Annotated in this window: 28 protein-coding genes; 27 read left to right on the top strand and 1 reads right to left on the bottom strand. The window is 38.1% G+C overall.

Annotated features, from left to right (window positions below):
- Nucleotides 1-133 precede the first annotated feature (133 nt).
- The 13 genes from hisC (at nucleotide 134) to U8D43_RS04015 (ending at nucleotide 11567) form a co-directional block, all read left to right on the top strand.
- Complete coding sequence (hisC, locus tag U8D43_RS04075; protein ID WP_335869714.1) at nucleotides 134-1231, top strand: histidinol-phosphate transaminase; 1098 nt, start codon at nucleotides 134-136, stop codon at nucleotides 1229-1231.
- A 10-nt stretch (nucleotides 1232-1241) separates the two neighbouring features.
- A complete protein-coding gene (locus U8D43_RS04070; RefSeq protein ID WP_335869713.1) occupies nucleotides 1242-2342 on the top strand; it encodes a prephenate dehydrogenase in 1101 nt (366 codons plus the stop codon).
- Nucleotides 2343-2352: 10 nt separating this feature from the next.
- Nucleotides 2353-3642: a 3-phosphoshikimate 1-carboxyvinyltransferase gene (gene aroA / locus U8D43_RS04065; protein WP_335869711.1), complete on the top strand. Its 1290-nt coding sequence runs from the start codon at nucleotides 2353-2355 to the stop codon at nucleotides 3640-3642.
- 124 nt (nucleotides 3643-3766) lie between these two features.
- Nucleotides 3767-4663 (top strand): hypothetical protein, encoded by an 897-nt coding sequence (locus U8D43_RS04060; RefSeq protein WP_335869710.1) that lies wholly within the window; start codon nucleotides 3767-3769, stop codon nucleotides 4661-4663.
- 25 nt (nucleotides 4664-4688) lie between these two features.
- Nucleotides 4689-5951, top strand: a complete 1263-nt coding sequence (locus U8D43_RS04055) for a tetratricopeptide repeat protein (RefSeq protein ID WP_335869709.1) — start codon at nucleotides 4689-4691, stop codon at nucleotides 5949-5951.
- A 34-nt stretch (nucleotides 5952-5985) separates the two neighbouring features.
- A complete protein-coding gene (locus U8D43_RS04050; RefSeq protein WP_335869708.1) occupies nucleotides 5986-6528 on the top strand; it encodes a ReoY family proteolytic degradation factor in 543 nt (180 codons plus the stop codon).
- Between the two features lie 122 nt (nucleotides 6529-6650).
- Nucleotides 6651-7112: a YpiF family protein gene (locus tag U8D43_RS04045; RefSeq protein WP_335869707.1), complete on the top strand. Its 462-nt coding sequence runs from the start codon at nucleotides 6651-6653 to the stop codon at nucleotides 7110-7112.
- 147 nt (nucleotides 7113-7259) lie between these two features.
- Nucleotides 7260-7766, top strand: a complete 507-nt coding sequence (locus tag U8D43_RS04040; protein ID WP_335869706.1) for a QcrA and Rieske domain-containing protein — start codon at nucleotides 7260-7262, stop codon at nucleotides 7764-7766.
- Between the two features lie 14 nt (nucleotides 7767-7780).
- Entirely contained in the window at nucleotides 7781-8455 is a 675-nt protein-coding gene (gene qcrB / locus U8D43_RS04035) for a menaquinol-cytochrome c reductase cytochrome b subunit (protein ID WP_335869705.1), read from the top strand.
- Nucleotides 8456-8506: 51 nt separating this feature from the next.
- Nucleotides 8507-9271, top strand: coding sequence for a menaquinol-cytochrome c reductase cytochrome b/c subunit (locus tag U8D43_RS04030; protein ID WP_335869704.1), 765 nt, complete (start codon nucleotides 8507-8509; stop codon nucleotides 9269-9271).
- 111 nt (nucleotides 9272-9382) lie between these two features.
- A complete protein-coding gene (gene lhaT, locus U8D43_RS04025) occupies nucleotides 9383-9985 on the top strand; it encodes a lipoprotein heptaprenylglyceryl N-acetyltransferase LhaT (protein ID WP_335869703.1) in 603 nt (200 codons plus the stop codon).
- Nucleotides 9986-10048: 63 nt separating this feature from the next.
- Complete coding sequence (gene ypjB, locus U8D43_RS04020; protein ID WP_335869702.1) at nucleotides 10049-10837, top strand: sporulation protein YpjB; 789 nt, start codon at nucleotides 10049-10051, stop codon at nucleotides 10835-10837.
- A gap of 55 nt (nucleotides 10838-10892) precedes the next feature.
- A complete protein-coding gene (locus U8D43_RS04015; protein ID WP_335869701.1) occupies nucleotides 10893-11567 on the top strand; it encodes a zinc metallopeptidase in 675 nt (224 codons plus the stop codon).
- 342 nt (nucleotides 11568-11909) lie between these two features.
- Here the strand turns inward: U8D43_RS04015 and U8D43_RS04010 are convergent, their stop codons facing one another.
- Entirely contained in the window at nucleotides 11910-12782 is an 873-nt protein-coding gene (locus tag U8D43_RS04010) for a YitT family protein (protein WP_335869700.1), read from the bottom strand.
- Nucleotides 12783-12957: 175 nt separating this feature from the next.
- Between U8D43_RS04010 and U8D43_RS04005 the strand changes: the two genes are divergently transcribed.
- The 14 genes from U8D43_RS04005 (at nucleotide 12958) to U8D43_RS03940 (ending at nucleotide 26039) form a co-directional block, all read left to right on the top strand.
- A complete protein-coding gene (locus U8D43_RS04005) occupies nucleotides 12958-13278 on the top strand; it encodes a nucleotide pyrophosphohydrolase (RefSeq protein ID WP_442893554.1) in 321 nt (106 codons plus the stop codon).
- Nucleotides 13275-14069, top strand: a complete 795-nt coding sequence (dapB, locus tag U8D43_RS04000; RefSeq protein WP_335869698.1) for a 4-hydroxy-tetrahydrodipicolinate reductase — start codon at nucleotides 13275-13277, stop codon at nucleotides 14067-14069. Before U8D43_RS04005 ends, dapB begins: the two co-directional genes overlap by 4 nt.
- 11 nt (nucleotides 14070-14080) lie before the next feature.
- On the top strand, nucleotides 14081-14482 hold the full coding sequence (gene mgsA / locus U8D43_RS03995) for a methylglyoxal synthase (protein WP_335869697.1): 402 nt from the start codon (nucleotides 14081-14083) through the stop codon (nucleotides 14480-14482).
- Nucleotide 14483: 1 nt separating this feature from the next.
- Nucleotides 14484-15197, top strand: a complete 714-nt coding sequence (gene bshB1, locus U8D43_RS03990; protein ID WP_335869696.1) for a bacillithiol biosynthesis deacetylase BshB1 — start codon at nucleotides 14484-14486, stop codon at nucleotides 15195-15197.
- Between the two features lie 2 nt (nucleotides 15198-15199).
- Entirely contained in the window at nucleotides 15200-16330 is a 1131-nt protein-coding gene (gene bshA, locus U8D43_RS03985) for an N-acetyl-alpha-D-glucosaminyl L-malate synthase BshA (protein WP_335869695.1), read from the top strand.
- Nucleotides 16331-16342: 12 nt separating this feature from the next.
- Nucleotides 16343-17548 (top strand): CCA tRNA nucleotidyltransferase, encoded by a 1206-nt coding sequence (locus U8D43_RS03980; RefSeq protein ID WP_335869693.1) that lies wholly within the window; start codon nucleotides 16343-16345, stop codon nucleotides 17546-17548.
- Complete coding sequence (locus U8D43_RS03975) at nucleotides 17521-18507, top strand: biotin--[acetyl-CoA-carboxylase] ligase (RefSeq protein WP_335869692.1); 987 nt, start codon at nucleotides 17521-17523, stop codon at nucleotides 18505-18507. Before U8D43_RS03980 ends, U8D43_RS03975 begins: the two co-directional genes overlap by 28 nt.
- 220 nt (nucleotides 18508-18727) lie before the next feature.
- Nucleotides 18728-19564, top strand: a complete 837-nt coding sequence (gene panB, locus U8D43_RS03970) for a 3-methyl-2-oxobutanoate hydroxymethyltransferase (RefSeq protein WP_335869691.1) — start codon at nucleotides 18728-18730, stop codon at nucleotides 19562-19564.
- Complete coding sequence (gene panC, locus U8D43_RS03965) at nucleotides 19564-20436, top strand: pantoate--beta-alanine ligase (protein WP_335869690.1); 873 nt, start codon at nucleotides 19564-19566, stop codon at nucleotides 20434-20436. The genes panB and panC overlap by 1 nt, the downstream gene beginning before the upstream one ends.
- Complete coding sequence (gene panD, locus U8D43_RS03960; protein WP_335869689.1) at nucleotides 20429-20815, top strand: aspartate 1-decarboxylase; 387 nt, start codon at nucleotides 20429-20431, stop codon at nucleotides 20813-20815. Before panC ends, panD begins: the two co-directional genes overlap by 8 nt.
- A 687-nt stretch (nucleotides 20816-21502) precedes the next feature.
- Nucleotides 21503-24283 carry an ATP-dependent DNA helicase DinG gene (gene dinG / locus U8D43_RS03955; protein WP_335869688.1) on the top strand — a complete coding sequence of 927 codons (2781 nt, stop codon included), beginning with the start codon at nucleotides 21503-21505 and terminating at the stop codon, nucleotides 24281-24283.
- Nucleotides 24284-24365: 82 nt separating this feature from the next.
- Nucleotides 24366-25175, top strand: coding sequence for a ComEC/Rec2 family competence protein (locus U8D43_RS03950; RefSeq protein WP_335869687.1), 810 nt, complete (start codon nucleotides 24366-24368; stop codon nucleotides 25173-25175).
- 204 nt (nucleotides 25176-25379) lie between these two features.
- Nucleotides 25380-25550 (top strand): YpmA family protein, encoded by a 171-nt coding sequence (locus tag U8D43_RS03945; RefSeq protein WP_335869686.1) that lies wholly within the window; start codon nucleotides 25380-25382, stop codon nucleotides 25548-25550.
- Nucleotides 25551-25562: 12 nt separating this feature from the next.
- Nucleotides 25563-26039: a cell wall elongation regulator TseB-like domain-containing protein gene (locus tag U8D43_RS03940; protein ID WP_335869685.1), complete on the top strand. Its 477-nt coding sequence runs from the start codon at nucleotides 25563-25565 to the stop codon at nucleotides 26037-26039.
- Nucleotides 26040-26059 lie beyond the last annotated feature (20 nt).

Here is a 26059-nt window from a genome sequence, read left to right as displayed (position 1 = left end):
GCGTTAAAGAAATCTTTACCTGAATAGAGTAATGCACAGAGAACTAGATTAATTAGCAAAAATGTATTTGAAAAGAACCTGTGTGTACAATGGAAACTAAATGGTTATAGAAACCAGTATGAGGTGTTTGGACGTGAAATGGAAAACAGGAGTAAGTAATATAAAAGCATATAAACCAGGTAAATCCGTCGAAGAAGTCAAGCGAGAATTAGGACTAAGCAAAATCACCAAAATGGCTTCCAATGAGAATCCATATGGAACTTCTTCTCTTGTCGATAAATTCTTGAAGGAAACCCAGTTGGCTGCACAAGTCTATCCAGACGGATTTTCAACTAGCTTAAGAAAGGAACTTGCCAGTAGATTGCAAATATCGGAAAATCAGCTTATTTTTGGAAACGGTTCAGATGAGGTTATTCAGATGATTGCTCGGGCGCTGTTACATCCGGAGGTGAATACCGTGATGCCGTCTCCTTCTTTTCCACAATACAAGCATAATGCCATGATAGAAGGAGCAGAGATTAGAGAAGTCGCTCTAGTGGATGGAGCGCATGATCTTGATGAGATGTTACGTCAAATTAATAGTGAAACAGCTGTTGTATGGCTATGTAGCCCCAATAATCCAACAGGTTTATATATCAACCATGAGGAGTTAACGAGGTTTATGGAAGGTGTTAGAGACGATGTGCTAGTTGTCTTAGATGAAGCGTACTATGAATACGTGACAGCTGACGACTACCATGATTCAATGGATTTTATTAAAAGATTTCCAAATCTTCTCGTGACAAGAACATTTTCAAAGATCTATGGATTGGCGTCATTTCGAGTGGGGTATGGGATCGCTTCAAGTGAAATCATAAGCAAACTTGATCCTTTACGTGAGCCTTTTAATAATAATACGTTAGGCCAAGGAGCAGCGACCGTAGCCTTACAAGATCAATCATTTATAGAAACATGTAGACAAAAAAATATTGAAGGTATTGAATTGTATGAAGAGTTTTGTAAAGAGCACGGTCTTTATTGTTACCCATCACAAGGAAACTTTGTATTAATAGATTTAAAAATGAATGGAGACAAAGTCTTCCAGTATCTATTACGTGAAGGATATATTGTTCGCTCAGGAACGGCACTAGGTTATCCAACCTGTATCCGCGTTACGGTAGGAAGAAAAGAGACGAATATTAAGGTGATCACTTCTTTAAGAAAGTTCTTAAAACAAATTGCAGATAGCTAAGAGGTGACTTATGAACAAGACAGTTCTAATCATTGGGGTAGGTTTAATCGGTGGATCACTTGCGAAAAATATTAAACACACCTATCCAACTTGTCGTGTAATGGGCTTTGATGCACAGCAGAAGGATGCCGAACTAGCCGTTGCGTTAGGTATCATTGATGAAGTGGCTGAAACCATTGAGGGTAGCGCAGTGGAAGCCGATTTAATTATTTTAGCTACACCCGTGATCCAAACGAAGCAAATCATAGAGATTCTTAGTCAGCTTTCTTTAAAATCTGATGTCATCATAACCGACACTGGAAGTACAAAAAAGCAAATTTTAGAGAAAGCGATTCTTTTAAAGAGCAAAGGATTTACGTTTATTGGTGGACATCCGATGGCTGGCTCTCACAAAACTGGAGTGACAGCAGCTAAGAAAGTGTTATTTGAAAATGCATTCTATATTTTAATTCAAGATGAAGAGAATTCAACCGCCATTCAAACGATTCAGCATTGGTTAAAAGGTACCAAAGCTCAATTTGTCCTAACGACTGCACAAGAACACGACTATGTAACAGGAGTTATCAGCCACTTTCCGCATCTTATTGCCTCGGCGCTAGTTCGCCTAGCAGCAAGTGAATCTGAACATTCCTTATTGACGAGACGATTCGCTGCGGGTGGATTTCGAGATATTACAAGAATCGCATCCTCGAGCCCAACAATGTGGAAAGAAATCACGCTAGAAAATAAACAGGTTCTGTTAACGCTCATAGAAAATTGGAAGCAGGAGATGAACCTACTTTCGGACCTAATTCAACAAGAAAATAACGAAGAAATACTGGCGTTTTTTCAAAGTGCTAAAGAATATCGGGATGAGCTTCCACAATCTACAAAAGGGGCTATTCCTGCATACTATGATCTTTATATTGATGTTCCTGATTATCCAGGAATTATTTCTGAGATAACAGGATATCTAGCAGATGAACGGATTAGTTTAACGAATATTCGTATCGTTGAAACGAGAGAAGATATTTTTGGGATATTAGTCATTAGTTTTCAAAATGAAAGAGATCGACAAAAAGCCTCGGCATGTATCCAAGGGAATACAACGTATGATGTATATCTAATATAAGGGTGATGAAATGATAATATTAAAGAAAAGTCTAGACGGTCTTAAAGGTGAAGTGATGGTACCTGGTGATAAATCGATTTCCCATCGTGCGGTGATGTTTGGCGCTATCGCAGAAGGGAAGACGGAGATCCGCCATTTTTTAAGAGGAGAGGATTGCTTAAGTACAGTTGCTGCCTTTCGTGAACTCGGTGTAAGGATTGAGGAAGATGATGAAAAACTGGTTGTATATGGAGATGGGCTTGATGCACTAATAGAGCCATTGAATCTATTACATATGGGCAATTCAGGAACCACGACAAGACTTCTAATGGGATTGCTTGCTGGTCGGCCCTTTCATTCAATTATTATTGGTGACGAGTCGATTGCGAAGCGGCCGATGAAACGAGTGGTCACCCCCTTAGCACAAATGGGAGCAAAAATAGATGGTCGTAACAAGGGGGAATACGCACCTCTTGCCATAAGAGGTGGAGGGCTCACAGGGATAACCTATGAGATGCCTGTTGCTAGTGCTCAAGTTAAATCTGCCATTCTATTTGCAGGCTTACAAGCAAATGGGAATACAACCATTATTGAACCAATGAAAAGTCGTGATCATACAGAGCGAATGATTGAAATGTTCGGTGGGAAAATTCAACGAAATGTTGAAGAGAAAAGTATAACGATTTCTGGTGGTCAAGCTTTAAAAGGAACAGCGATTTCTGTTCCTGGGGACATTTCTTCAGCAGCATTCTTTTTAGTAGGAGCGGCTATTACACCGGGTAGTCATCTTACCTTGAAAAACGTAGGGTTGAACCCTACGAGAACTGGAATCCTAAACGTACTTAAGCAAATGGGTGCTCAAATTGAGATAACAGAAAATGAGATGGATGATTCAGCAGAACCTTGGGGAGATATTACGATGAAGTCGTCCGAGTTATCTGGTATCACAATTGAAGGTGATATGATACCGACACTGATAGATGAGCTCCCTGTCATTGCCCTGCTTGCGACTCAAGCAGTGGGAACCACAATTATTAAGGATGCATCCGAATTAAAATTGAAAGAAACGAATCGTATTGAGGCTGTTGTAGATGAATTATCCACACTAGGTGCGAACATAAGGGGAACAGACGACGGGATGATCATAGAAGGAAAAACATTGCTACACGGAGGAAGTGTTTCTTCAAGACATGATCATCGTATTGGCATGATGTTAGCGATAGCTTCCTTGATTACTAAAGGAGACATCCACCTTACGAAAGAAGATTCCATCTCTATATCCTATCCCGATTTTTTTAAAGATCTACATTCACTAGTATAAAAAAAGCATTTATAGAATCTTAAAGGACCGACAATCTAATTAATGGTGTCGGTCTTTTTTTGAGGCATTTTTTCTCCCTACTTCTCATAGCTTGTCATAAGAAGAGAGAAGGGGTGAGATCAAAATGTCCTATATTATTCATAAAGCAAATTGGTCCACAGATGAACGTGTATATAGTGGGTCTATGTTAGTTCAAAATGGGAGAATACAAGGAATTCAACCAGAATATTCTTATTATCGCTATATGAGGATGAACCTTGAACCGTTCACGTTAACCCCTACTCATACCATGGCCGATTGGAATTTTCCCGTAACAGCTTCGAATCAAGAAAAGCAAGAATATATTAATACTCAGTTCCTCCAAAAAGGATGTACTACCGTCCTCGTGTTTTTACCAATTAAGTACGAATACCAGTTGGAATCTACATTAAAAGAAGCACGAAAAGGATTACAGGAAATTGGAATCGACTATACATTAGGAATCACTTGTCCATTCGAGATTGTGACACTTGATTTCGTTCGAAAGTGTAAAAGGTATAAAATCCCAATCATTCGCGTCCAATTCACTTCCAATGAGCAAGTGAATGAAATTAAGTGGTCTTGGATAAAACAAGCATTAGATCGTTATCCGATTGTTTTTGCTCCCCATTTTAATACTAAAAACGACACAATCTCCCAAGAAAGAAAAGAGCTCGTTTGGCAAAAAACACTACAAAAAGACAAAATCCCTTTTATTCCTGCACCAATGAAAGCTTATCGACCACTTCCTATTAGATATTTGAAAAAAATTGGAATATACCCGAAAAGAGGGAATTTTTTAGTAGGTGGAGAAATTAGTTATAACCTCTACTATCCTTCGGAAAACACAAAAGTTGAAGAAGAGCCCAGGATTCATTATGATAATGATAGACTCCTCTTGACCGTCCTACGAGAAAAGACTGTTAAGCTCTTTGATCAAACATTTTCTGATGAAACGATCGGACAGGAGATAATAATTAAAACACCGGCATTCTTTGTATAGCCGAAGTATAGGAAGGATTATAAGAATGAATGTAGCACAAAAAATGACTGAGGCTCTACATAATGGAGACCTCCAATCTGCACAATCGTATTTTCAACAAGTCCTTCGAACAGCTTCTGACGAAGAGAAATTTGATTTAGCAGAAGAGCTTTATTCTTTAGGTTTTTTAGAAGAAACAAAAAGCTTACTTAAAGATCTTTTAATGACTTATCCTGATGAAACAGAATTAAAGGTGATGTTAGCTGAAACGCTAGTAGAGATGGATTTAGAAGAAGAAGCATTAATGGAATTAGAACCTATTAGACGAGAAGATCCTTTATACCCAAGAGCGCTTCTCCTTGTAGCAGACCTCTATCAAATGCAAGGATTATTTGAAGTAAGTGAACGGAAGCTAGTTGAAGCAAAAAGTATATTGAAAGAAGAACCTGTGATTGATTTTGCATTAGGTGAATTGTATTCCGAACAAGGGAAATTTTTAGAAGCAATTCGCCAATATGATTCATTACTAAAGAGGAATATTTTTGAGATGGCAGGAATAAATATTCATCAACGAATGGCAGAAGCGTTGAGTGCTGGAGGTGCCTTTGAAGAAGCTCTCACTCATTTTGAAAAAGCAATCGATCATCATGTAGACATTAACATGTTGTTTGGGTATGGTTTTACCGCGTTTCAAGCAGGTATGTACGAAAGAGCTATCAAGCAGTTTAAGCGAGTCCTAGAGATAGATAAAGATTATCATTCTGTGTACCTTTATCTAGCCAAGTCATATGAGCATGAAGAGCAGTTAGAAGATAGCCTTCAAAGTATAGAACTAGGACTCGAGCAAGATTCGTTTCAAAAAGAGTTATCGTTCTATGGTGGGAAGATCGCGTTTAAGTTAGGGAAAGTTGATCGTGCAGAAAAGTATCTTAGAGACGCATTGGCTCTTGATCCAGAGTATATTGAAGCCGCTTTAACCTTAAATGTCTTGCTGTTGGCGGAAGAGAAATTCGAAGAGGTATTAGAAATTGTGAACCTTGTCAATCAAGAAGGAACGAATGTACCGCAGTTTTTATGGGATAATGCTAAAGCGAATCATGCATTAGAACAATATGCTCAAGCTTTAAAAAATTACCAAGAAGCCTATACTGACTTACAAGAAAATGAAGATTTCCTTGAAGAGTATGGATATTTTCTCCTTGAAGAAGGATTACAAGCAGAGGCTCAGAAAGTATTCGAGGATTTACAAGCCAAAAATCCTACGAATGAAAACATTGCTTTACTGTTAGAACGACTAGCTAGTCAATAAACCACCAAAAAATTATGCAGAGGAGGGAAATAATATGGCCACCCCTGTATCTGTCAACGAGAAGAAAGATTTTATCCGCTGGTTTCTTAATCATTATCAACTGAAGCGAAGAGAATGTGTTTGGATATTAAATTATTTAATGAGTCATGATCAACTTATGGAAAAAGTCCATTTTGTTGATGAAGCTCAATATTGTCCAAGAGGTTTGATCATGTCGACGCATTGTATGGATGAAGCTCCATTCAAGTTTTATAAAGAAAACGTCATGACAACGGATGCTGAGAAATCCTTCCATGACATTCGTTTAAATCGAGATGAAGATATTTATATTCAATTGAATTTTCGCTCAGCTCAGAAGACGTATCAATACGCGGCAGTCTTGGAGGAAAATCCTTTTATGCCGAAATATATGAAGGTGAATGAAAAAGACCGGCTATTGGCGGAGCAATTTCTCAAAAAGGTGATGGAAGACTTTAATCGTAATAAACTACTGAAGGAAATTGATCTTGCACTGGATAATCAGGACGAACAAAAATTTCGCGAGCTTTCTGCTAAATTAAATAATCTAGGATATTGAAGCGCTAGAAAATAGACTAGTCACACCTAAACAAAGCTCTCTAATTATTGGAGAGCTTTGTTTAGGTGTGACGCGGTGAGAAATGATATGATAAAAGCAATGAACATAAATGAGGTGGAATGATGAACTGGAATGTGGCAGATCTTGAGCAAATTAGTAAGGAAAGTGAATATATTGATACGGTGGTACTCCCACTTGTTCCGATTACCTTTGGGGATGAAATGAAGAAAAATGCGTCAACTATGGAGTTTGTTAGCGTTCTAACTCAACAAATAGAAACCCAATTTAAAGGGAGACTCCTGATGCTTCCAAATGTTACATATTTACAAGAAATAGGAAAAGAAGAAAAGCTGCATCTTCTAGAATCATGGACGACAGCTGTGCAAAAATTACCATTTAAACATATTATGTATGTAACTAGTGATCCTGAATGGAAAGAATCTAAGGACAAGCTATCTGGAAAGCTAATTTGGATTCCAGCAATACCTCTTGAGGATATGGATGAGAAATACAAACGTTCTATAATGGAGGATCAAGTGAAATCGTTGCTTAAAATATTTATCGAAGTATGGCAAAGAACTTGATTACAATAATTTTAAGCACAATGATGGATTTTGGCTAGTCTTATATTGACCTTCGGAAAAGATTGATATATCATGAGTATGTCCTAGTTTTATATTTTGTGCGAATATGTCCGCTGGACTGACCTTACGATAGAGGGGGGAAGAAGGATGAGCAAACAACGTGTATCAAGACGTCAATTCCTTAACTATACACTGACTGGTGTTGGTGGTTTTATGGCTGCTGGTATGTTAATGCCAATGGTTCGTTTTGCTGTGGATCCCGTTTTGAAAAAGACGGAAGCTGGAGACTTTAAAGCGACACCATTTAAAGTAGCTGATTTATCAGCAGAACCGGTACGTGTTGATTTTACGTATGAACAAGTAGATGCATGGTACACATCAGATGTTACACAATCAGCTTGGGTTTACAAGGATGAAGCAGACGAAATTATCGCATTATCACCAGTATGTAAACACTTAGGTTGTACCGTGAACTGGAACAGTGATCCAGAGCACCCAAACCAATTTTTTTGCCCATGCCATTTAGGCAGGTACAAGAAATCTGGTGAAAATGTAAAAGGAACTCCACCACTTGGACCACTAGATGCATACCCAACAGAAGTGCGTGACGGCTACTTATACTTAGGTAAGCCAATGGCAAACAATATTTCGTAAAGGAGGCGTAATACATGCTTAATAAGATTTATGATTGGGTCGATGAGCGACTAGATATTACGCCTTTATGGCGCGATATTGCAGACCACGAAGTACCGGAACACGTAAACCCGGCCCATCACTTTTCGGCATTCGTTTACTGTTTTGGAGGTTTAACTTTTTTTGTAACTGTAATTCAAATTTTATCTGGTATGTTTTTAACAATGTATTATGTGCCAGACATTGAAAATGCTTGGCAATCCGTTTTCTATCTTCAAAATGAAGTAGCATTCGGGCAAATTGTCCGAGGTATGCATCACTGGGGAGCAAGTCTGGTTATCGTGATGATGTTCTTACATACACTACGTGTATTCTTCCAGGGTGCTTATAAAAAACCTCGTGAATTAAACTGGGTAGTCGGAGTATTAATATTCTTCGTCATGCTAGGATTAGGTTTTACAGGTTATTTATTACCTTGGGATATGAAAGCGCTATTTGCAACTAAAGTAGGTTTAGAAATTGCTGGAGCCACTCCATTTATTGGAGATGCTGTAAAAACATTGCTCGCTGGAGATCCTGATATTGTCGGTGCTCAAACACTTACACGCTTCTTTGCGATTCATGTATTCTTCCTTCCGGCTGCACTACTTGGATTAATGGGCGCTCATTTCATAATGATCCGTAAACAAGGTATTTCAGGACCATTGTAGTAAAATCCACAATACTAATGATGAATCTATAAATGAAGGAGGGGGACAAATATGCATCGCGGAAAAGGGATGAAATTTGTTGGTGACTCACGAGTACCAGCAGAACGAAAACCGAACATACCTAAAGACTATTCGGAATTCCCAGGGAAAACAGAAGCCTTCTGGCCCAACTTTCTATTAAAAGAATGGATGGTTGGAGCTGTATTCTTAATCGGATATTTAAGTTTGACAATTGCTCACCCATCGCCGCTTGAACGTATTGCGGACCCAACAGATGCGGGTTATATTCCATTACCTGACTGGTATTTCTTATTTCTATATCAATTGCTGAAGTTTCCATTTGCTTCAGGTCCCTATAACGTAGTTGGAGCATTTATTGTTCCAGGACTTGCTTTTGGTGGCTTATTGTTAGCTCCTTTTATCGATCGTGGACCTGAACGTAAACCGTCGAAGCGTCCTTTTGCAACAGGCTTTATGTTATTAGCTCTAGCTGGGATTATTTTCTTAACATGGCAATCAGTAGCATTCCATGATTGGGATGCTGCAAAAGCTCAAGGGAAAATTGTCGCTGAAGTTGAAGTTGATAAAGAAGCTGAGGGATATCAAATCTACACAGATCAAACCTGTATTAACTGTCATGGTGAGAACTTAGAAGGTGTAGCTGGACCTGCTCTAGTAGGTGCTGATTTAGACCCAGAAGAAGTGGCAGATATTGCTGTGAATGGTCAAGGTAGTATGATGGGTGGTATTTTCAAGGGTTCTGATGAAGAACTAGAAAAACTTGCTCAATACCTATCTGAGATGTCGAAAAAATAATGAGGAAAGAGTCAGTTCATATACTGGCTCTTTTTTTTACAGAGTGATGAAATATTATTTGAAATGGTTTATATTTCTAGCTATTTGAACTGGAAACAGAGGGTGATTTTGATGACTATTATATATTCAATTTTAGGAGATAAACGTTTTATTGGTTTATTATTGTTAATAAACATTTTCGGAACGGCATATGGATATATTTGGTATATGCCGCAACTTGAAATAACGAGTGCTTATTTTATTCCGTTTGTTCCAGATAGTCCTACGGCTAGTTTGTTTTTCTGTTTAGCACTTTTCGCTTTTTTATTTGGGAAAAATTGGGGTGTAATTGAAGCGTTAGCCATCGTCACGTTGTTTAAATATGGCGTTTGGGCTGTAGTGATGAACTTGTTGACCTTAAATGTGACGGGGTATCTTCCTTGGCAGGGATATATGTTGATTGTCTCTCATGGAGCGATGGCGATTCAAGGGCTGCTCTATGCGCCGTTTTACCGAATAAAAGGGTGGCATCTACTTCTAGCCGCTATTTGGACCTTACATAATGATATTATCGATTATGTGTATATGCAATACCCTATATATTCTAGTTTACACCTCTACATCAGTGAAATTGGTTATTTTACTTTTTGGCTAAGTTTAGTATCAATTGGCTTGGCCTATTGGTATTCCCTTCGCAAACAAAAGGTAGATCTTGATCTACCTTTTCAGAAATAGAATGATGGTCTAAACTTGTCCACTTCATCATACATTTTAGTAGGAGTATGAGGGGGGACGTGGATGAAGAAGTTCTTTTTTGCATGGGCTATCATTTTTTGTTTTGTGATGTATGCAGTACCTATCCTAGCCGAAGAGTCTCCGCTTTCAGAGTTAGACTACATTGCAGATAAGGCTTTAGAGATGACGAAAGCGGGTAAATACGAGGAAGCAAAGAAATTACTAGAGTATTTTTCCAATGAGTTTACGACAATTACTGTACATGAGCAGTCATTTACAATGGATGAACTAAGAATAGTGACCCTATCATATGATGGCGCACTACAATCCGTTAACAGTGCGAATCTTCCAACTGAAGAAAGAATTAAGAGTGTGACCAGTTTTCGTTTAGTGGTGGATGCTCTTTCGTCTGAATATCAGCCATTATGGACCCAGATGGAAAATAGAATCATGAGAGCTTACAATGAAGTTAAGGTCGCTGCTGAACACAAAAATCACGAAAGCTACCATCGCTCTCTCAATGTTTTTTTATCTCAGTACAGTGTGATTCAACCAAGCATCAAGTTAGATGTGAAAGTTGAAAATGTACAAAGGCTAGACACTCAAATAGCTTATATAGATCATTACAGGACAGAAGTGATGGAAAGTGCAGAGGCTTTGGAACAAATAAATGAATTAGAACAGGATTTGGAACAATTATTTGATAACATGATGGAAGATGAAGCTGATCCATCTTTGTGGTGGGTTATCATTACCACAGGCAGTATTATTATGGGAACATTATCTTATGTGAGCTTCCGAAAGTATTCCGTGGAGAAGACGGAGAAAAAGCAAAAAAAACTTAAAGATTGACGAACCTTCTTATAGGGTATAATATACGATGAAAACATCACCTTGGAGGTAGAAAATGTTTATTCTATATTTCATCTTAATTTCCCTGATTCCTATCTGGGCACAGATGAAAGTGAAAAAGACATATAAGAAATATTCACAGGTAGCAACGACGGCGGAAATGAGTGGAAGAGAAGTAGCCAGACGAATTCTTGACGAGAATGGTTTGCAAGCAGTAAGAGTGGTCGAGGGTCGTGGCTTTCTAAGTGACCACTATAATCCTATGACGAAAACCGTTGCTCTATCCCCCACTAATTATCAAGGACATTCTGTTGCGGGTGCTGCGGTTGCTGCACATGAAGTGGGCCATGCAATTCAAGATAAAGAACGTTATGCATTTCTACGATTTCGTCATGCGCTAGTACCGGTAGCTAACATAGGTTCAAACGTATCCTGGATCTTTATTATGATTGGGTTCTTTTCGCAACTTTCTGGTATGTTGCTATTGGGCATTGTATTAATGGCAGCGGGTGTTTTATTTCAATTAATTACCCTGCCAGTCGAGTTTAATGCATCCAATCGTGCAATGGATCAAATTGTGAATTTAGGCTTGATTCGTAATGATGAAGAGCGCCATGCAAAAAAGGTATTGAATGCAGCCGCCTTAACATATGTTGCAGCCGCTGCTGTAGCAGTGATTGAATTATTACGTCTTGTTCTTATCTATACAGGAATGCAGGGCGATGATTAAAAAAGAAGTCACGGTTACCGTGACTTCTTTTTTAGATCTCAAATTCCGCACGTGAACCTATTCAATTTTTATTTACAAATTCTGAATCACGAACAACAGAATCAATAAATACCTGCATGATAACACATATTTTTATTGGTTATTACGTTTTACGATTACAGTCAGATCTCTAAAAATCTGTTAATAAGTACTGGGTTATTTTTCAAAGTCTGTTTTCGCAAAGGTTGTTGCTTTTCGAACCAGTCTATAAACAGTGGAATAGGCGATTTAATCAGAAATCAGATGAAATAGCCACAATGTGTACGAAAAGAGCCTTTTCAAAAGAGTTACGATAGTTACCTATTAGACTTCGATCGGATTCTTGTCCTGATCTAAGGTGAAGCCTTCCCCTAAAACATCGTGTGCAACCGTTACAGAGACAAAGGCATGAGGATCAACCGCGGTAATGATATTTTTCAAGCGAACGATTTCATTTTTCCCCACCACACAATATAAAACTTCTCGCTCAGACTTTGTAAAAGCACCATGCCCTTTAAGAACCGTAACACCTCGATCCATTTTTTCGAGAATCTTAGCAGAGATTTGCTCGTGATGTTCAGAAATAATCATTGCACCTCTTGCCGCGTATGCACCTTCTTGCATAAAATCAATGACTCTTGCACCCACGAACACCGCAACAAGAGTATACATCGCTTCTCGTGCCTCTAAATAAGCAATTAATGAAATGGTAATAACAATGGCGTCAAATAAAAACATCGTTTTCCCCATGCTCCAACCAATATATTTATGGGTAAGACGAGCAATAATGTCGACACCACCAGTTGTACCGCCATAGCGAAAAATAATCCCAAGACCTATACCGATAAAGATTCCAGCAAAAAGTGCGGCCAAAAATAAGTCTCCATCTAATCCAATTTCGATTTCGAATCGTTGGAAAACCTCCAAGAAAACGGAAACACAAACTGTTCCGATAACGGTATAAAGGAAAACATTCTTACCTAAAAACTTCCAACCAATAAAGAATAATGGGATATTCAGAAGTAAATTACTATAAGAAGGATTGATTTTTAAGGTAAAATATAATAAGAGCGTTATACCTGTAAATCCGCCTTCCGCTAAATTGTTTTGCATATTAAAGTGAACTATGCCAAAGCTGAAGATAGCAGATCCAAAGATAATAAACAAAATGTTTTTTAATCTAAGTCCAAACAACATGTTCTTTCCTCCCTAAAGTAATCTAATGTATAACAGAAATATTATATAGGATGTCCACAGTACAAGCAATGAGCGAACGAGTAGATAGTTATTATTATTTGTCAAAAACATTCCTTTTAGCTAACATGGAAAAGAAAAGGTGAAAGGGGAGTACCCAGTGAAGAAGCAAAAAACTATTGTCGAACTTCAAAATGAAGTAGATCAATACATATCTCAATTCAAAGAAGGTTATTTTAGTCCTTTAACCATGATGGCTAGGCTCACCGAGGAACTTGGAGAGTTAGCAAGAGAAGTGAATCATTATTATGGAGAGAAACCAAAAAAAACAACTGAGGAAGAGAAAACGATTGAAGAAGAGCTTGGGGATCTTTTATTTGTTTTAATTTGTTTTGCTAATTCTCAAGGAATTAACTTAGAAGAAGCGCATGACAGAGTATTGCGGAAATTTTCCACGAGAGATAAAGATCGCTGGACTAGAAAGGACGATACAGAATGAGTGTGAAAATCGTTATTGCAGGTCCAAGAGGGAAAATGGGTAGTGAAGCGGTTAGAATGGTCTTAGATCAGCCTGAATTCGTTCTTACCGCAGTTCTAGACAGAAAGCATGATGGGAAGCAATTAAAAGACATTACGGAATATCAAGAGAGTATTCCTGTTTTCTCAAACCTTGAACATTGTTTACAAGATATAGAGGCAGATGTATTAATTGATTTAACCGTACCAGAGGTAGGGTATTTGCATACCAAAACGGCACTGAACTTCGGGGTTAGACCTGTCGTTGGTACAACGGGATTTTCATCTAAACAACTCTCAGAACTAAAACAACTTTCAGAGGATAAGAATTTGGGGGGCATTATCGCACCAAACTTTGCCCTAGGTGCCGTATTGATGATGAAGTTCTCGAAAATGGCCGCCAAATATTTTGAGGATGTAGAGATTATTGAAATGCACCATGATCAGAAGTTAGACGCCCCGTCTGGAACGGCTCTTAAGACAGCCGAGATGATTCAGTCTGAACGAACGTCGAAAAAGCAAGGTCATGAAAAAGAAGTTGAATCTATACAAGGGGCTCGGGGAGCAGAATTAGATGGATTTCGCATTCATAGTGTCCGTCTTCCTGGACTTGTTGCCCATCAACAAGTGATGTTTGGGTCAAACAGTCAGTGTTTAACGATTAAACATGACTCTTTTCATCGAGAGTCATTTATGAGTGGTATCAAACTTTCGGTTGAAACGGTGATGAAAATTGATACACTTGTATATGGTTTGGAAAATATACTAGATTAGGAAGTGGAGTTATGAACATTGCTTTAATTGCCCATGATGAAAAGAAAGATGATCTCATCGGTTTTGCTATAGCGTATACCCATATTTTTAAGGATCATTCATTGTTCGCCACTGGCACAACAGGGCTTCGGATTATTGAAGCAACAGGGTTAGCTGTTCACAGGTACCAATCTGGTCCTCTCGGTGGAGATCAAGAAATCGGAGCGATGATTGCGAAAGATAATCTAGATTTGATTCTTTTTTTTAGAGATCCTTTAACGTCTCAACCTCATGAACCTGATGTAACAGCACTGCTTCGTCTTTGTGATGTTTACGCTGTGCCTTTAGCTACCAATATGGGAACTGCAGAAATACTGATTAAAGGACTTGAAAGAGGAGACTTAACATGGAGAAGTGTAATAAAGGAGAAATAATATGACAGCAGAATATCGAACAGATATACTCGCGTTCGGGGCCCATGCAGATGATGTGGAGATTGGCATGGGTGGAACCATTGCTAAACTAGCGGCTCGAGGGAAAAAAGTAGTGATTTGTGATTTAACAAAAGCGAGTTATTCCTCTAATGGAACCGTTTCATTACGAATGGAAGAAGCTAAGAATGCCGCTAACATTTTAGGTGTGACTGAACGCAGGACATTAGATTTACCTGACCGGGGACTGTATATGAAGGAAGAAAACATAGAGAAAATTGTGGCAATAATCCGAGCTTATGCACCAAAGCTCGTTTTCGCACCATTTGCTGTAGATCGTCACCCTGATCACGGTAATGCCTCAAGGCTTGTTCGAGAAGCGACTTTCTCAGCAGGTATACATAAATTTATGGCAGAAACACAGGATTCTGCTCATCGGCCAAAGGCTCTTCATTACTACATGATTAATGGGTTTCATCAGCCGGATTTTTTTGTTGAAATTGATAAGTTTATGGAGAAAAAAATTTGTTCGTTGAAAGCGTATGAAAGCCAGTTCACAAGAGGAGATAATGGGGTGGAAACTCCGTTAACCAATGGATACATCGACGGGGTGATGGCCCGTGAACGAGTCTTTGGAAAAGAAACTGGATTTCTTTACGCAGAGGGTTTTAAAACAGAAAAAGCCATCGTATTGGATCAAGATTTGTTAGGAGAGTAAGAATGAAAAAGTTGAGAATTGGTATTACGTGTTACCCGAGTGTTGGCGGGTCAGGTGTAGTCGCAACAGAGCTTGGAAAATTACTGGCTGAAAAAGGACATGAAATTCACTTTATCACATCATCCATGCCTTTTCGCTTAAATAAAGTGTATCGAAATATCTTTTTTCACCAAGTTGATATTAATGGCTATTCCGTTTTTCAATATCCACCCTACGATATTGCTTTAGCAAATAAGATGTCTGAAGTTATCAAACGTGACAAACTTGATATCCTTCATGTACACTACGCCGTACCGCATGCGGTGTGTGCAATATTAGGGAAGCAAATGTCAGGAAAAGATATCAAGATTGTCACCACTCTACACGGGACAGATATTACGGTTTTAGGGAATGATCATTCACTTAAGGATAGCATTCGGTTTGGCATTGAGAAATCAGACTATGTAACGGCCGTTTCTCAATCTTTAGTTCAACAAACCTATGACTTAATCAAACCGGATCAAGCCATTCATACCGTATATAATTTTATTGATGAGAGAGTATATCGAAAAATTGATTCTCATCATTTACGAGAAGAGTATGGCATTTTTCCTGAGGAAAAGGTGTTGATTCATGTCTCGAATTTTCGGAAGGTTAAGCGAGTCGAAGATGTAATTAAAGTGTTTCATCATGTGTCAATGAAGGTCAAAAGTAAACTGTTATTAGTCGGTGATGGTCCAGAAATTAGCATGATTTGCAATATGGTACACGAGCTCGGTCTAAAAGATCGTGTCCTTTTTCTTGGAAAGCAAGAAAACTTAGAAGCCCTTTACTCTATGAGTGACTTACTACTTTTATTATCTGAGAAAGAAAGTTTTGGTTTGGTTGCTCTTGAGGCAATGGCATGCGGTGTGCCATGTATTGGGACCAATGTTGGTGGCATTCCAGAGGTCATACAAAACGACAAGAATGGATATATATGTAATTTAGGGGATGTTGCTGATATTAGCTCAAAAGCAGTTGAAGTGTTAAGTAATGAAGTTCTTCACCACAGTATGTCTGAGTTTGCAGTAAACAGTGTGAAAAATCATTTTCACTCTAAAAGAATCGTAAAGCAATATGAAGATATATATCATGAGCTAATGGAGAAATAAGGAGGAAGGGTTATGACACTATCCAAACCTTTTTCGGTCGCGATTCCAGTTCTAAGAAAAATAATACAAGCAGGGCATGAAGCTTATTTTGTTGGTGGGTCGGTTCGAGATTATTTGCTCCAGCGCCCTATTCAAGATGTAGATATTGCGACTTCAGCGCTTCCTCAAGAAGTTAAGGATCTATTTTCTTCTACCATTGATGTCGGAATCGAGCATGGGACCATTTTAGTGAAATACCATAGCAGGACTTATGAAATTACTACTTTCCGATCAGAATCTCAGTATAGAGATTTTAGAAGGCCGGATAAAGTTCACTTTATTAGGTCTTTAAAAGAAGACCTCAAGCGCAGAGATTTCACGATGAATAGTCTGGCCATGGACGAAAATGGGATCATTATCGATCCGTTTAATGGGAAAGAAGATATGCTCAATAAACAAATACATACCGTTGGAGAAGCGAGTGATCGATTTCAGGAGGATGCGCTGAGGATGATGAGAGCGGTGCGGTTTGTCAGTCAACTAGGTTTTGATTTATCTGCAACCACGACAGACGCATTAAAAGAATATGGACATCTTTTACGGCATATCGCTGTCGAACGAATTTATGCAGAAATGCAGAAATTACTAGGAGGGAAAAATTCTAGTCAGTCATTAGTAATCATTGTTCAAACGGGGTTGTTCGAGTTTTTACCAGGAATGAGAGGACGGAAGGAAGAGTTATCCAAATTATCAGCTTATATGACTTTCCTTTCTTCTGAAGAATCGTTTTGGGTCCTGTTTTTATTTCTTACGAAGTGTAAGCAACCCAAGGAATGTTTATCTCAATGGCGAATGTCCAATGTGAAAAAAAATTCAATTTACCAAGCATTGTCTGTTCTTAATGAAAGGGTGAGAGGTCCTTTAAATGAGCATCAATTATATCTTTCGGGCATCAATACTGCGCTTACGGTTGAAGAGATCTATGGTGCGCTAGAGAATAAAGCAGTAGATTCAAACTTACTGAAAGTAAAGTATGATAAATTACCTATCAAGCAGAGAAGCGACTTAGCAGTAAAAGGGACCGATTTAATGGCTCTAGGTGATCGCTCAGGAGGACCTTGGGTGAAAAAATTACTAACGGATATAGAAAAAGCGGTTGTGGAGCGGGATATTGAAAATGAAGAAAGTTCCATTAAGGAGTGGGTAAAAGAGTGCAATCTCCTATCAGAAAAAAAATAGTAGAAGCTTTCGCAGAAGCACAAGGCGCTTTCTTATCTGGCCAAGATTTAGCGAACGAGACCGGATGTTCTCGAACGGCAGTATGGAAGCATATAGAGGAATTACGCAAAGAAGGGTACGAGCTAGAAGCGGTTAGAAAAAAGGGGTACCGTATTCTCCAAGCACCTGATAAAGTCTCAGAAGATGAATTGTTAATGGGGCTTGCGACCGAAAAGCTTGGCCGTGTCATTCATTACAACGACTCTGTTGAATCCACGCAAAAGTTGGCTCATATTTTAGTTCATGATCATGTGCCTGAAGGGACCATTGTGATTGCAGAAGAACAAACTGCTGGAAGAGGGAGACTCATGAGAAAATGGGATTCTCCAAAATATACGGGGATCTGGATGAGTGTGATTTTACGACCGAATCTTCCGCCACAAAAAGCCCCTCAGTTTACGTTAATTTCAGCTGTCGCAGTTGTTCAAGCCATCCGAGAATTGACAGATGTTGAGGCCGAAATTAAATGGCCTAACGACTTGTTAATTAATGGTAAAAAAATAACCGGAATTCTAACTGAGCTTGTTGCGGAATCAGATAAAATTAATGCCGTAATCATTGGTATTGGAATCAATGTGAATCAGCAAGTAGAATCTTTTTCAGAAGAAATTAAAGATGTCGCTACATCCATTCGGTTGGAAGGAGGGAAACCAGTTTCCCGAGCGGCACTTGTTCAACAAATATTATTAAAACTTGAAAAATACTATTCTCTATATATGAGAGAAGGGTTTTATCCGATTAAGCTTTTATGGGAAAGTTATGCTATATCAATTGGTAAGGACATCATGGCTCGTACGATGAATGAAACGATTTACGGAAAAGCGATGGGGATAACCGATGAAGGAGTTTTACTGGTAAGAGAAGAGAGTGGGGAAATTCGTGAAATCTACTCGGCTGATATTCAAATACAGTCAGATTGAGAAGATGTTCAATAAGGATATTCTTTGATATAATGCAAGTGGGCAGTATCTTGGTAAGAACTGCACCTAATTTGTAAATTTCATAAAAACGTAATATTCTGCCTTGATCCATAATGGACGGGGACAGAGGGTCGAAACGCTAACGCAACCGCAGGGTCCTTCTGTCTTATTGAAGGATCCTTTATTTAGTTTCGTCTCCTCTAACAAAGGAGGAAGAAGAGTGAAAAAAACAACTAGTTTTCAGAAGATGAAAGAACATGGAGAGAAAATTTCGATGGTGACAGCATACGATTATCCTTCAGCTAAACTTACAGAAGAAGCGGGGGTGGAGATGATTTTAGTCGGTGACTCGCTTGGTATGGTCGTCCTTGGTTACGGCTCAACCGTTCCGGTTACATTGTCTGATATGATTCACCATACGAAAGCTGTCAAACGAGGTGCTCCTAATACTTTTACTGTGACGGATATGCCGTTTATGACGTATCATCTTTCGCGAGAGCAGACGTTATTATCAGCTCAACAGTTAGTTCAAGAAGGACAGGCAGAAGCAGTGAAAGTAGAGGGAGCTGGAAGAGTCATCGACATGATTGCTGCTCTTACAGAAGCTGGCATCCCCGTCGTTGCTCATCTCGGACTAACTCCTCAATCGGTTGGTGTGCTGGGTGGATATAAAGTCCAAGGGAAAACAGCTGATGATGCTCAAAAACTCATTGAGGACGCCAAAAGATGCGAAGAAGCAGGCGCGTTTATGCTTGTTTTAGAATGCGTTCCTCATCAACTTGCCCAACGTGTGTCAGAAGAACTGACTATCCCGACGATTGGAATTGGTGCTGGAGCTGCTGTTGATGGACAAGTATTGGTTTATCATGATATCATCACCTATGGTGTGGATCGTATCCCAAAATTCGTAAAAAAATATGGGGACGCCAATGAATTAATTCGCAGTAGCTTAGAGCAATTTGTCTTGGAAGTAAAAACAGTCCAATTTCCTGAAGAAAAACATACTTTTTCTATGAAAGAAGAAGAACTAACTTCCTTATACGGTGGAATAAAATAATGATGAAAATCACAACCATACAAGAACTAAGGCAGACAATCTCATCTTTAAAACAAAAAAATAGGACAATCGGATTTGTTCCTACGATGGGTTTTTTGCATGAAGGGCATTTGTCCTTAATGCAGGAAGCAAGAAAGAGTCATGATGTTGTGGTGATGAGTATTTTTGTGAATCCCTTACAATTTGGACCGAATGAAGATTTTGACCGATACCCACGTAATATGGAAAAAGACGAGCAATTGGCTCGAGATCATGGCGTAGATGTATTATTCCTTCCTAGTGTGGAGGAGATGTATCCGGAACCAGCTTCTGTACAAATGAAGGTTATTGAACGTGTGAATGTTCTTTGTGGACGAACACGAGTGGGTCACTTTGATGGAGTGGCTATTGTCGTTTCAAAATTGTTCCATTTAGTTCAACCTGATGTCGCATATTTTGGGCAAAAAGATGCCCAACAAGTTGCGGTCATAGAAGGACTAGTAAATGATTTTAATTTTCCACTTACCGTCGTTTCGGTTCCTACAATTCGGGAAGAAGATGGACTAGCTAAAAGCTCTCGCAACGTGTACCTTTCGCAAACTGAAAGAGAAAAAGCAGCTTATCTTTATCAAAGCCTCTTACTTGGTAAGCAGTTGATAGAGCAAGGAAAACGAAACCCGCTAGAGATAAGGCAAGAGATAATCTTATATTTAGAAGAACATACAAATGGAATGGTGGATTATGTTGAAATATACTCTTACCCACAATTAGATAGTATGAAAGAACTTCAAGGGAAGATCATTCTAGCACTTGCCGTTCATTTTCAAAAAGCACGATTAATTGACAACATCATAATCGATATCAGTCAACCAGGGAGGATTCATAATGTTTAGAACAATGATGAACGGGAAAATTCATCGGGCAACCGTTACAGAAGCAAATTTAAATTATGTCGGAAGTATTACCATTGACCAAGACATTTTGGATGCAGTGGGCATGGTCGCTAATGAAAAAGTGCAAATCGTGAATAACAATAATGGCGCACGTCTTGAAACGTATATTATATCCGGTGAGAGAGGGAGCGGTGTTGTTTGTTTAAATGGGGCAGCTGCTCGCCTCGTTCAAGTAGGAGATGTAATTATCGTCATATCTTATGCTCTTGTGTCAGATGAAAAAGTAGCTACTCACCAACCAAAAGTTGCTGTAATGAATGAGCATAATCATATTAAAGAGATGCTCTATACTGAACCCGAAGCCACGGTTATTGTATAAGGCACTTTTTGAATGCATTGTTGCTCTTACATCTATTTTTTGATGAAATCCTCCATGTTGCTTTTGATTCGCATCAAAAATAGATGTAAGATGCCCTTAAATTGATCTAAATATAGGTTTATAGACTGATTCGAAAAGCCGCATTCTTTGTGAAAGGCTCTTTTCGCATACTTTGTTGCTGTAGCATACAAAAAAGGATGGAAACACTCTTTTTATTCCTCATTCCGTGTTAAAAATGATGCGAAAAGATGCCCGAAGTCAATCTTCATCACGTATTGAGAGCTAATTCGAAAAGCCACAACCTTTGCGAAAACAGCTTTGTGAAAACAGGCTTGTATAAAATAATGAGGACTAACTCAAGGAGTTGGTCCTTTATTTATGGTTCTTTTCGTATATATTGTGGCAATTTCATTTTAATTTTGATTAAATCCTTCATATCACGTTGTTTTTATCAAAATAGACGAAAGGATACGCAAAACAAAGCTTTATCATAGATGATTAATTGATTCGAAAAGCCACAAATTTTGTAAATATATCCTTATTTATCCGGATTTTTCAGTGTTTTAGGCATTGTTTTGAAGAAGTCATTCGCTACGATTATGTGGTAAACTAACAAGGGATAGAGGAGTTTGAATATAGAAAACTAAGGCAAACTAATAGAGATAGAAACTAAAGGTAGTGATGGAAATGAAGTTAAAGCGAATGGTGGTCGTGGATTTAGAAACAACTGGAAATTCACCAAAAAAAGGGGATAAAATTATTCAACTTTCAGCAGTGATTGTGGAAGATGGAAAAATTATCGATCAATATACAACCTTTCTAAATCCCCATACCTCAATCCCTTTATTTATTGAAGAATTAACAGGAATCAACGAGGAAATGGTTCAGGATGCACCCGTTTTTGCAGATATTGCTCCAAAAATTAGAGAAATCTTAGCGGATTCGGTCTTTGTTGCTCACAATGTTCAATTTGACCTAACATTTCTTCTGGCAGAATTGGAGCAAGCGGGATATCCACTTTTTTCAGGGCCTACAATAGATACGGTTGAATTAGCTAAAATTATTTTACCGACTTCGGATAGTTTTAAATTAACGGAGCTTTCAGAACGCTTTGCCTATCAACATGACCAACCGCATCGTGCCGATAGTGATGCTATCGTAACTGCGGAATTATTGTTATTGTTTATTAAGCAAATAAATGATTTTCCACTAGTAACTCTCCGTATTTTAGAGGAGCTAGCCAGCTATTTAAAAAGTGATATTGGTATGATTATGCAAGCAACCATTCGAGCGAAAGAGAAGAAAGTCGAAGAACTTCCACAACAATTAGAAATATTCCGAGGGCTGGCTTTGCGTAAAAGGAAAAAAATCATTGATGTACATCCAAAACAAGCAAGTACATATCCACGTACGGAAAACGAAAAAAGAGAAATTTTAAGAAAACTACCAGGGTTTGAATCACGAGAAGGTCAAGTAGAGATGATGAATGAAGTGTATAACAGTTTTACTCATGATCGTCACTGTATGATTGAAGCTGGAACTGGAATTGGAAAGTCAATAGGCTACTTACTTCCTGCAGCGTATCGCGCTTATGAAACAGAAGAACCGGTAGTAATCAGTACTCATACGATTCAATTGCAAACACAACTGTTGCACAAAGAGTTACCAAACCTAGAACGCCTTCTGCCATTTTCATTGAACATCGCATTATTGAAAGGACAAAGTCATTATTTGAATATCTATAAATTCGAACAACTACTAGCTGAAGAAGACAGTCAGTATGATACAGTCATAACGAAGATGCAATTACTCGTTTGGTTATTAAAGACTGAACATGGGGATGTTGATGAATTAAACTTATCTAGTGGTGGACGAATTTTTTGGAATCGATTAAAGCATGACAATTGGTCTCTTTCAAAAACGGAGAACCCGTGGCTAGATAGGGACTTTTATGCTCATGCAAAACAAAAAGCTGCAGTCGCTCATCTTATTATTACAAATCATAGTATGTTATTAACAGATGTGAAAACTATGGGGACAATTTTACCGAAATATCAATATTTAGTTCTTGATGAAGCTCATCATGTTGAAAGTGTGGCGAGAAGATACTTAGGAAGCTCAGTCGATTTTATATCAGTGCGCTTTTTAATGGGACAACTAGGGACCCTTGAACAAAAACAGTTGTTTTATAAACTCGATGAACTCATCCACCGTCACGCATTGGCTGTGCCGTATAATCCATTTGAATTAGATTCACTAATCGGTGAGTCCTTTGAAAACATTCATGAATTATTCCAGTTACTAGGTCAAACAGTACTACAGTTTCATAGATCAAAAACCAATCAAAAAGTAACCGTCTCGCTGGAGCAAACGATGAGAAAACCGCTTATCTACGCCGCAGAGCGTGTATATAGCAGTGTAGGGGATGTTGAAAAGAACTTACGCATGATAGTCGAACAAATTGTAGAAGCGTATAAATGGCTTCCTCATCGTGATAAAGTGTTTATTCAAGAATGTTATGCCTTTCTCACACAATGGAATGAATTTGGAATGAATGTAGAAAGTATGTTATTGAAACCTGACAATGAAGATGTGGTCTGGCTAGAAGGTGATGTTCGTTCGATCCCGAATAGCCTTGAATTGACGTTGCAACCGATATCAGTAGGACCTGTGTTAGTTCAGTCTTTATATTCCAAAAAGAAAAGCATTGTTTTCACATCTGCAACGTTAACTGTCAAACATTCCTTTGCCTATTTTCAACAAGCTTTAGGGTTAACTGAAAATGTTGGAACGTTTCGATTTCCTTCTCCTTTTGCCTTTAAAGAGAAGTCTAAATTGCTAATTCCAACAGATATTCCCGATATTCAATCCGTCTCAATTGAAGAGTATTCAGAATCGATTGCGGGTCATTTAATCCCTATTGCAGAGGCTACAAAAGGGAGAATGTTGATTTTATTTACTTCCTATGAAATGCTGAAGTTAACTTATGACTTGATGAAAGAAAGCGGCTTACTTGACGATTACATTTTGATGGCACAAGGAATTACAGGTGGAAGTCGTCAACGGCTAACCAAAAATTTTCAGCGGTTTGAAAAAGCGATATTATTTGGAACAAATAGCTTTTGGGAAGGTGTAGACATTCCAGGGGATGATTTATCCTGCTTAGTCATGGTTCGCCTTCCGTTTGCATCTCCCAGTGAACCGGTTACGAAAGCGAAAAGTAAAAAACTCCAGCAATCAGGGATAAATTCGTTTTCTCATTATTCATTACCAGAAGCGGTTATCCGTTTTAAACAAGGAGTTGGACGACTACTACGAAGAAGTTCAGATAAGGGTCTCATTCTAATATTTGATCGGAGAATTTTGACGGCCCGTTATGGAACGGAATTTTTAGAATCGATTCCAGATATTCCAGTAAGTGAAGTACCTCTAGACGGAATTCTCGATACAATAAATTCGTGGTTATAACTATTTTTTTGAAAGAGTTGCTCTCATAAATTCCTCTCATTAACACACGCTATAAAAGACAACAGCTTGAAGGACTGAGAAAATGAGATGCTTACTATGGTTGATTTGTTTATTATGGGTCTCAACACTACCTGCAAACGCTGCAGAAAAAACGATGATTGATTTTAAAGTAGAGGAAAATGAAGTGGTGTTTTCCTACTTGCCACTGGATTCTGGTGAATGTGCCATTCTCCATTTACCTAATAATCGGAACTTTCTAATCAATGCGGGTGTAAAAGAAGATGAAGAGGAAATCTTTCAGTTTCTGCGTCAATTTCACATTGAAAAACTAGATGGGATTTTATTAACATCTATGGTGAATTCAACGACTATACAAAATTTGCAAAAAAAGTACGGAATGGAAGAATTGGTTTTGCTCGCTCCGCTAACGATTAATGCCAAAAGTCTCTTTCTAAAGCAAACGACAATTTCTAAAGGAGAAAAGTGGTCGATAGATGAAGGTGTAGAGATTGAAGTGAACTATGAAGGAGAGGGTGTTAATTTCCTCATCAAGTTCCATAATCATGAGCTATTTTGGATGGAAAACTTGAATGAGAATATTGAAGGGATTCACCTAAACCAAGAGTTACAGAAAGTAAATATTTTGAAACTCCCTCTATGGTCGAAGTCGTATTTTGTATCTGATAAATTTATTCATCATTTAGATGCACAAACAGCGGTTATTGGCAATAACGGCACTGTAATCAAAAAAAATGAAGATTTATTAGAAGCATTTTATGAAACCTGGGTGGATGTTTATTTTACTAAACAAAATGGATTAATTTCGATTAAATTTAATAAAAATAATTATGAAGTTTTAACTTTTCCCAAAAATTCATTTATCGACAAGTAGTATGAGGAATAAAAAAGAAGCAAGTCCTACTATGGACTTGCTTAGTTATGTGGTGTGTGAATTAGAATAGATTAATTTTCTGTTATTTTGTTGTAGAAACCACTGTTGAAGCTGATATAATGTGTTTGAGGGTTTGTCTATGATTATTTTTGCCAAAATAATCATCAGTATGAGTAACAATAATTGCTAGTAGGAGGAAAAGGAATGGAAAGCAAAATCGAAGTCATTTCAACATTACGCATTCAAAACACCCCTGATTTATATAAAATAGTGGATGTTTTGAATCGCACATTGAAAGAGAAGGATTTAATGTTTGGGTTAGCCTTAGACGGAGAAGATCAAGAACAAGCTGTTTTTACGATCTATCGTACATAAAGTGGTGGTTTTATGAATAAGGGAATCATAATCTCAATTATCCTCTTTTTCTGCCTCTTAGGATTAGGAGTTAATATTTATTTGAATGCGCGTGAGCCTTTTGAATCCGCAAAGGATTATGCCATCAATCAGTCAATAGAAAACACTGAGATTCAAGAAGTACTTGAAACATATTATTACAATGGAAAAGAATCATTAGTATCAGTTGTAGGCCTCAATGCAAAAAATGAAAAATTAATTGCTTTTGTACCTGAAAATAAAAAGAAAGAAATAACCGTACAAAAATGGGCCAATGGAATGTCTGAAAATGAAGCACTAACGAAATTGAAGAATGAAAAGACAATAAGCAAACTTGTCTCGACTCAACTAGGATTAGAAAATGTGGGTCCAGTCTGGGAAATTGCGTATCTAGATCAAGAAGAAGATTTAAATTATTATTATATTTTGTTTGAAACGGGAGAATGGTGGAGATCAATAGAAAACTTGTAAAGAAATCTCATTGCCAGCAT

It is taken from the genome of Bacillus sp. 2205SS5-2 (assembly GCF_037024155.1).
In the GTDB taxonomy this organism is placed as follows: Bacteria; Bacillota; Bacilli; order Bacillales; family Bacillaceae_K; genus Bacillus_CI.
Note: the sequence above shows the minus strand (reverse complement) of the source record. Positions and strands in the feature narration are given on the sequence as shown.

Coding starts and splice junctions, on each gene's coding strand:
- U8D43_RS03980 (WP_335869693.1), top strand. CDS start 16,343: ATGACACTATCCAAACCTTTTTCGGTCGCGATTCCAGTTCTAAGAAAA.
- U8D43_RS03945 (WP_335869686.1), top strand. CDS start 25,380: ATGGAAAGCAAAATCGAAGTCATTTCAACATTACGCATTCAAAACACC.
- U8D43_RS04015 (WP_335869701.1), top strand. CDS start 10,893: ATGTTTATTCTATATTTCATCTTAATTTCCCTGATTCCTATCTGGGCA.
- ypjB (WP_335869702.1), top strand. CDS start 10,049: ATGAAGAAGTTCTTTTTTGCATGGGCTATCATTTTTTGTTTTGTGATG.
- U8D43_RS03950 (WP_335869687.1), top strand. CDS start 24,366: ATGAGATGCTTACTATGGTTGATTTGTTTATTATGGGTCTCAACACTA.
- qcrB (WP_335869705.1), top strand. CDS start 7,781: ATGCTTAATAAGATTTATGATTGGGTCGATGAGCGACTAGATATTACG.
- U8D43_RS04050 (WP_335869708.1), top strand. CDS start 5,986: ATGGCCACCCCTGTATCTGTCAACGAGAAGAAAGATTTTATCCGCTGG.
- U8D43_RS04030 (WP_335869704.1), top strand. CDS start 8,507: ATGCATCGCGGAAAAGGGATGAAATTTGTTGGTGACTCACGAGTACCA.
- dinG (WP_335869688.1), top strand. CDS start 21,503: ATGAAGTTAAAGCGAATGGTGGTCGTGGATTTAGAAACAACTGGAAAT.
- aroA (WP_335869711.1), top strand. CDS start 2,353: ATGATAATATTAAAGAAAAGTCTAGACGGTCTTAAAGGTGAAGTGATG.
- lhaT (WP_335869703.1), top strand. CDS start 9,383: ATGACTATTATATATTCAATTTTAGGAGATAAACGTTTTATTGGTTTA.
- panD (WP_335869689.1), top strand. CDS start 20,429: ATGTTTAGAACAATGATGAACGGGAAAATTCATCGGGCAACCGTTACA.
- U8D43_RS04010 (WP_335869700.1), bottom strand. CDS start 12,782: ATGTTGTTTGGACTTAGATTAAAAAACATTTTGTTTATTATCTTTGGA.
- dapB (WP_335869698.1), top strand. CDS start 13,275: ATGAGTGTGAAAATCGTTATTGCAGGTCCAAGAGGGAAAATGGGTAGT.
- U8D43_RS04040 (WP_335869706.1), top strand. CDS start 7,260: ATGAGCAAACAACGTGTATCAAGACGTCAATTCCTTAACTATACACTG.
- U8D43_RS04070 (WP_335869713.1), top strand. CDS start 1,242: ATGAACAAGACAGTTCTAATCATTGGGGTAGGTTTAATCGGTGGATCA.
- bshB1 (WP_335869696.1), top strand. CDS start 14,484: ATGACAGCAGAATATCGAACAGATATACTCGCGTTCGGGGCCCATGCA.
- panC (WP_335869690.1), top strand. CDS start 19,564: ATGATGAAAATCACAACCATACAAGAACTAAGGCAGACAATCTCATCT.
- U8D43_RS04060 (WP_335869710.1), top strand. CDS start 3,767: ATGTCCTATATTATTCATAAAGCAAATTGGTCCACAGATGAACGTGTA.
- U8D43_RS04055 (WP_335869709.1), top strand. CDS start 4,689: ATGAATGTAGCACAAAAAATGACTGAGGCTCTACATAATGGAGACCTC.
- U8D43_RS04045 (WP_335869707.1), top strand. CDS start 6,651: ATGAACTGGAATGTGGCAGATCTTGAGCAAATTAGTAAGGAAAGTGAA.
- mgsA (WP_335869697.1), top strand. CDS start 14,081: ATGAACATTGCTTTAATTGCCCATGATGAAAAGAAAGATGATCTCATC.
- bshA (WP_335869695.1), top strand. CDS start 15,200: ATGAAAAAGTTGAGAATTGGTATTACGTGTTACCCGAGTGTTGGCGGG.
- U8D43_RS03940 (WP_335869685.1), top strand. CDS start 25,563: ATGAATAAGGGAATCATAATCTCAATTATCCTCTTTTTCTGCCTCTTA.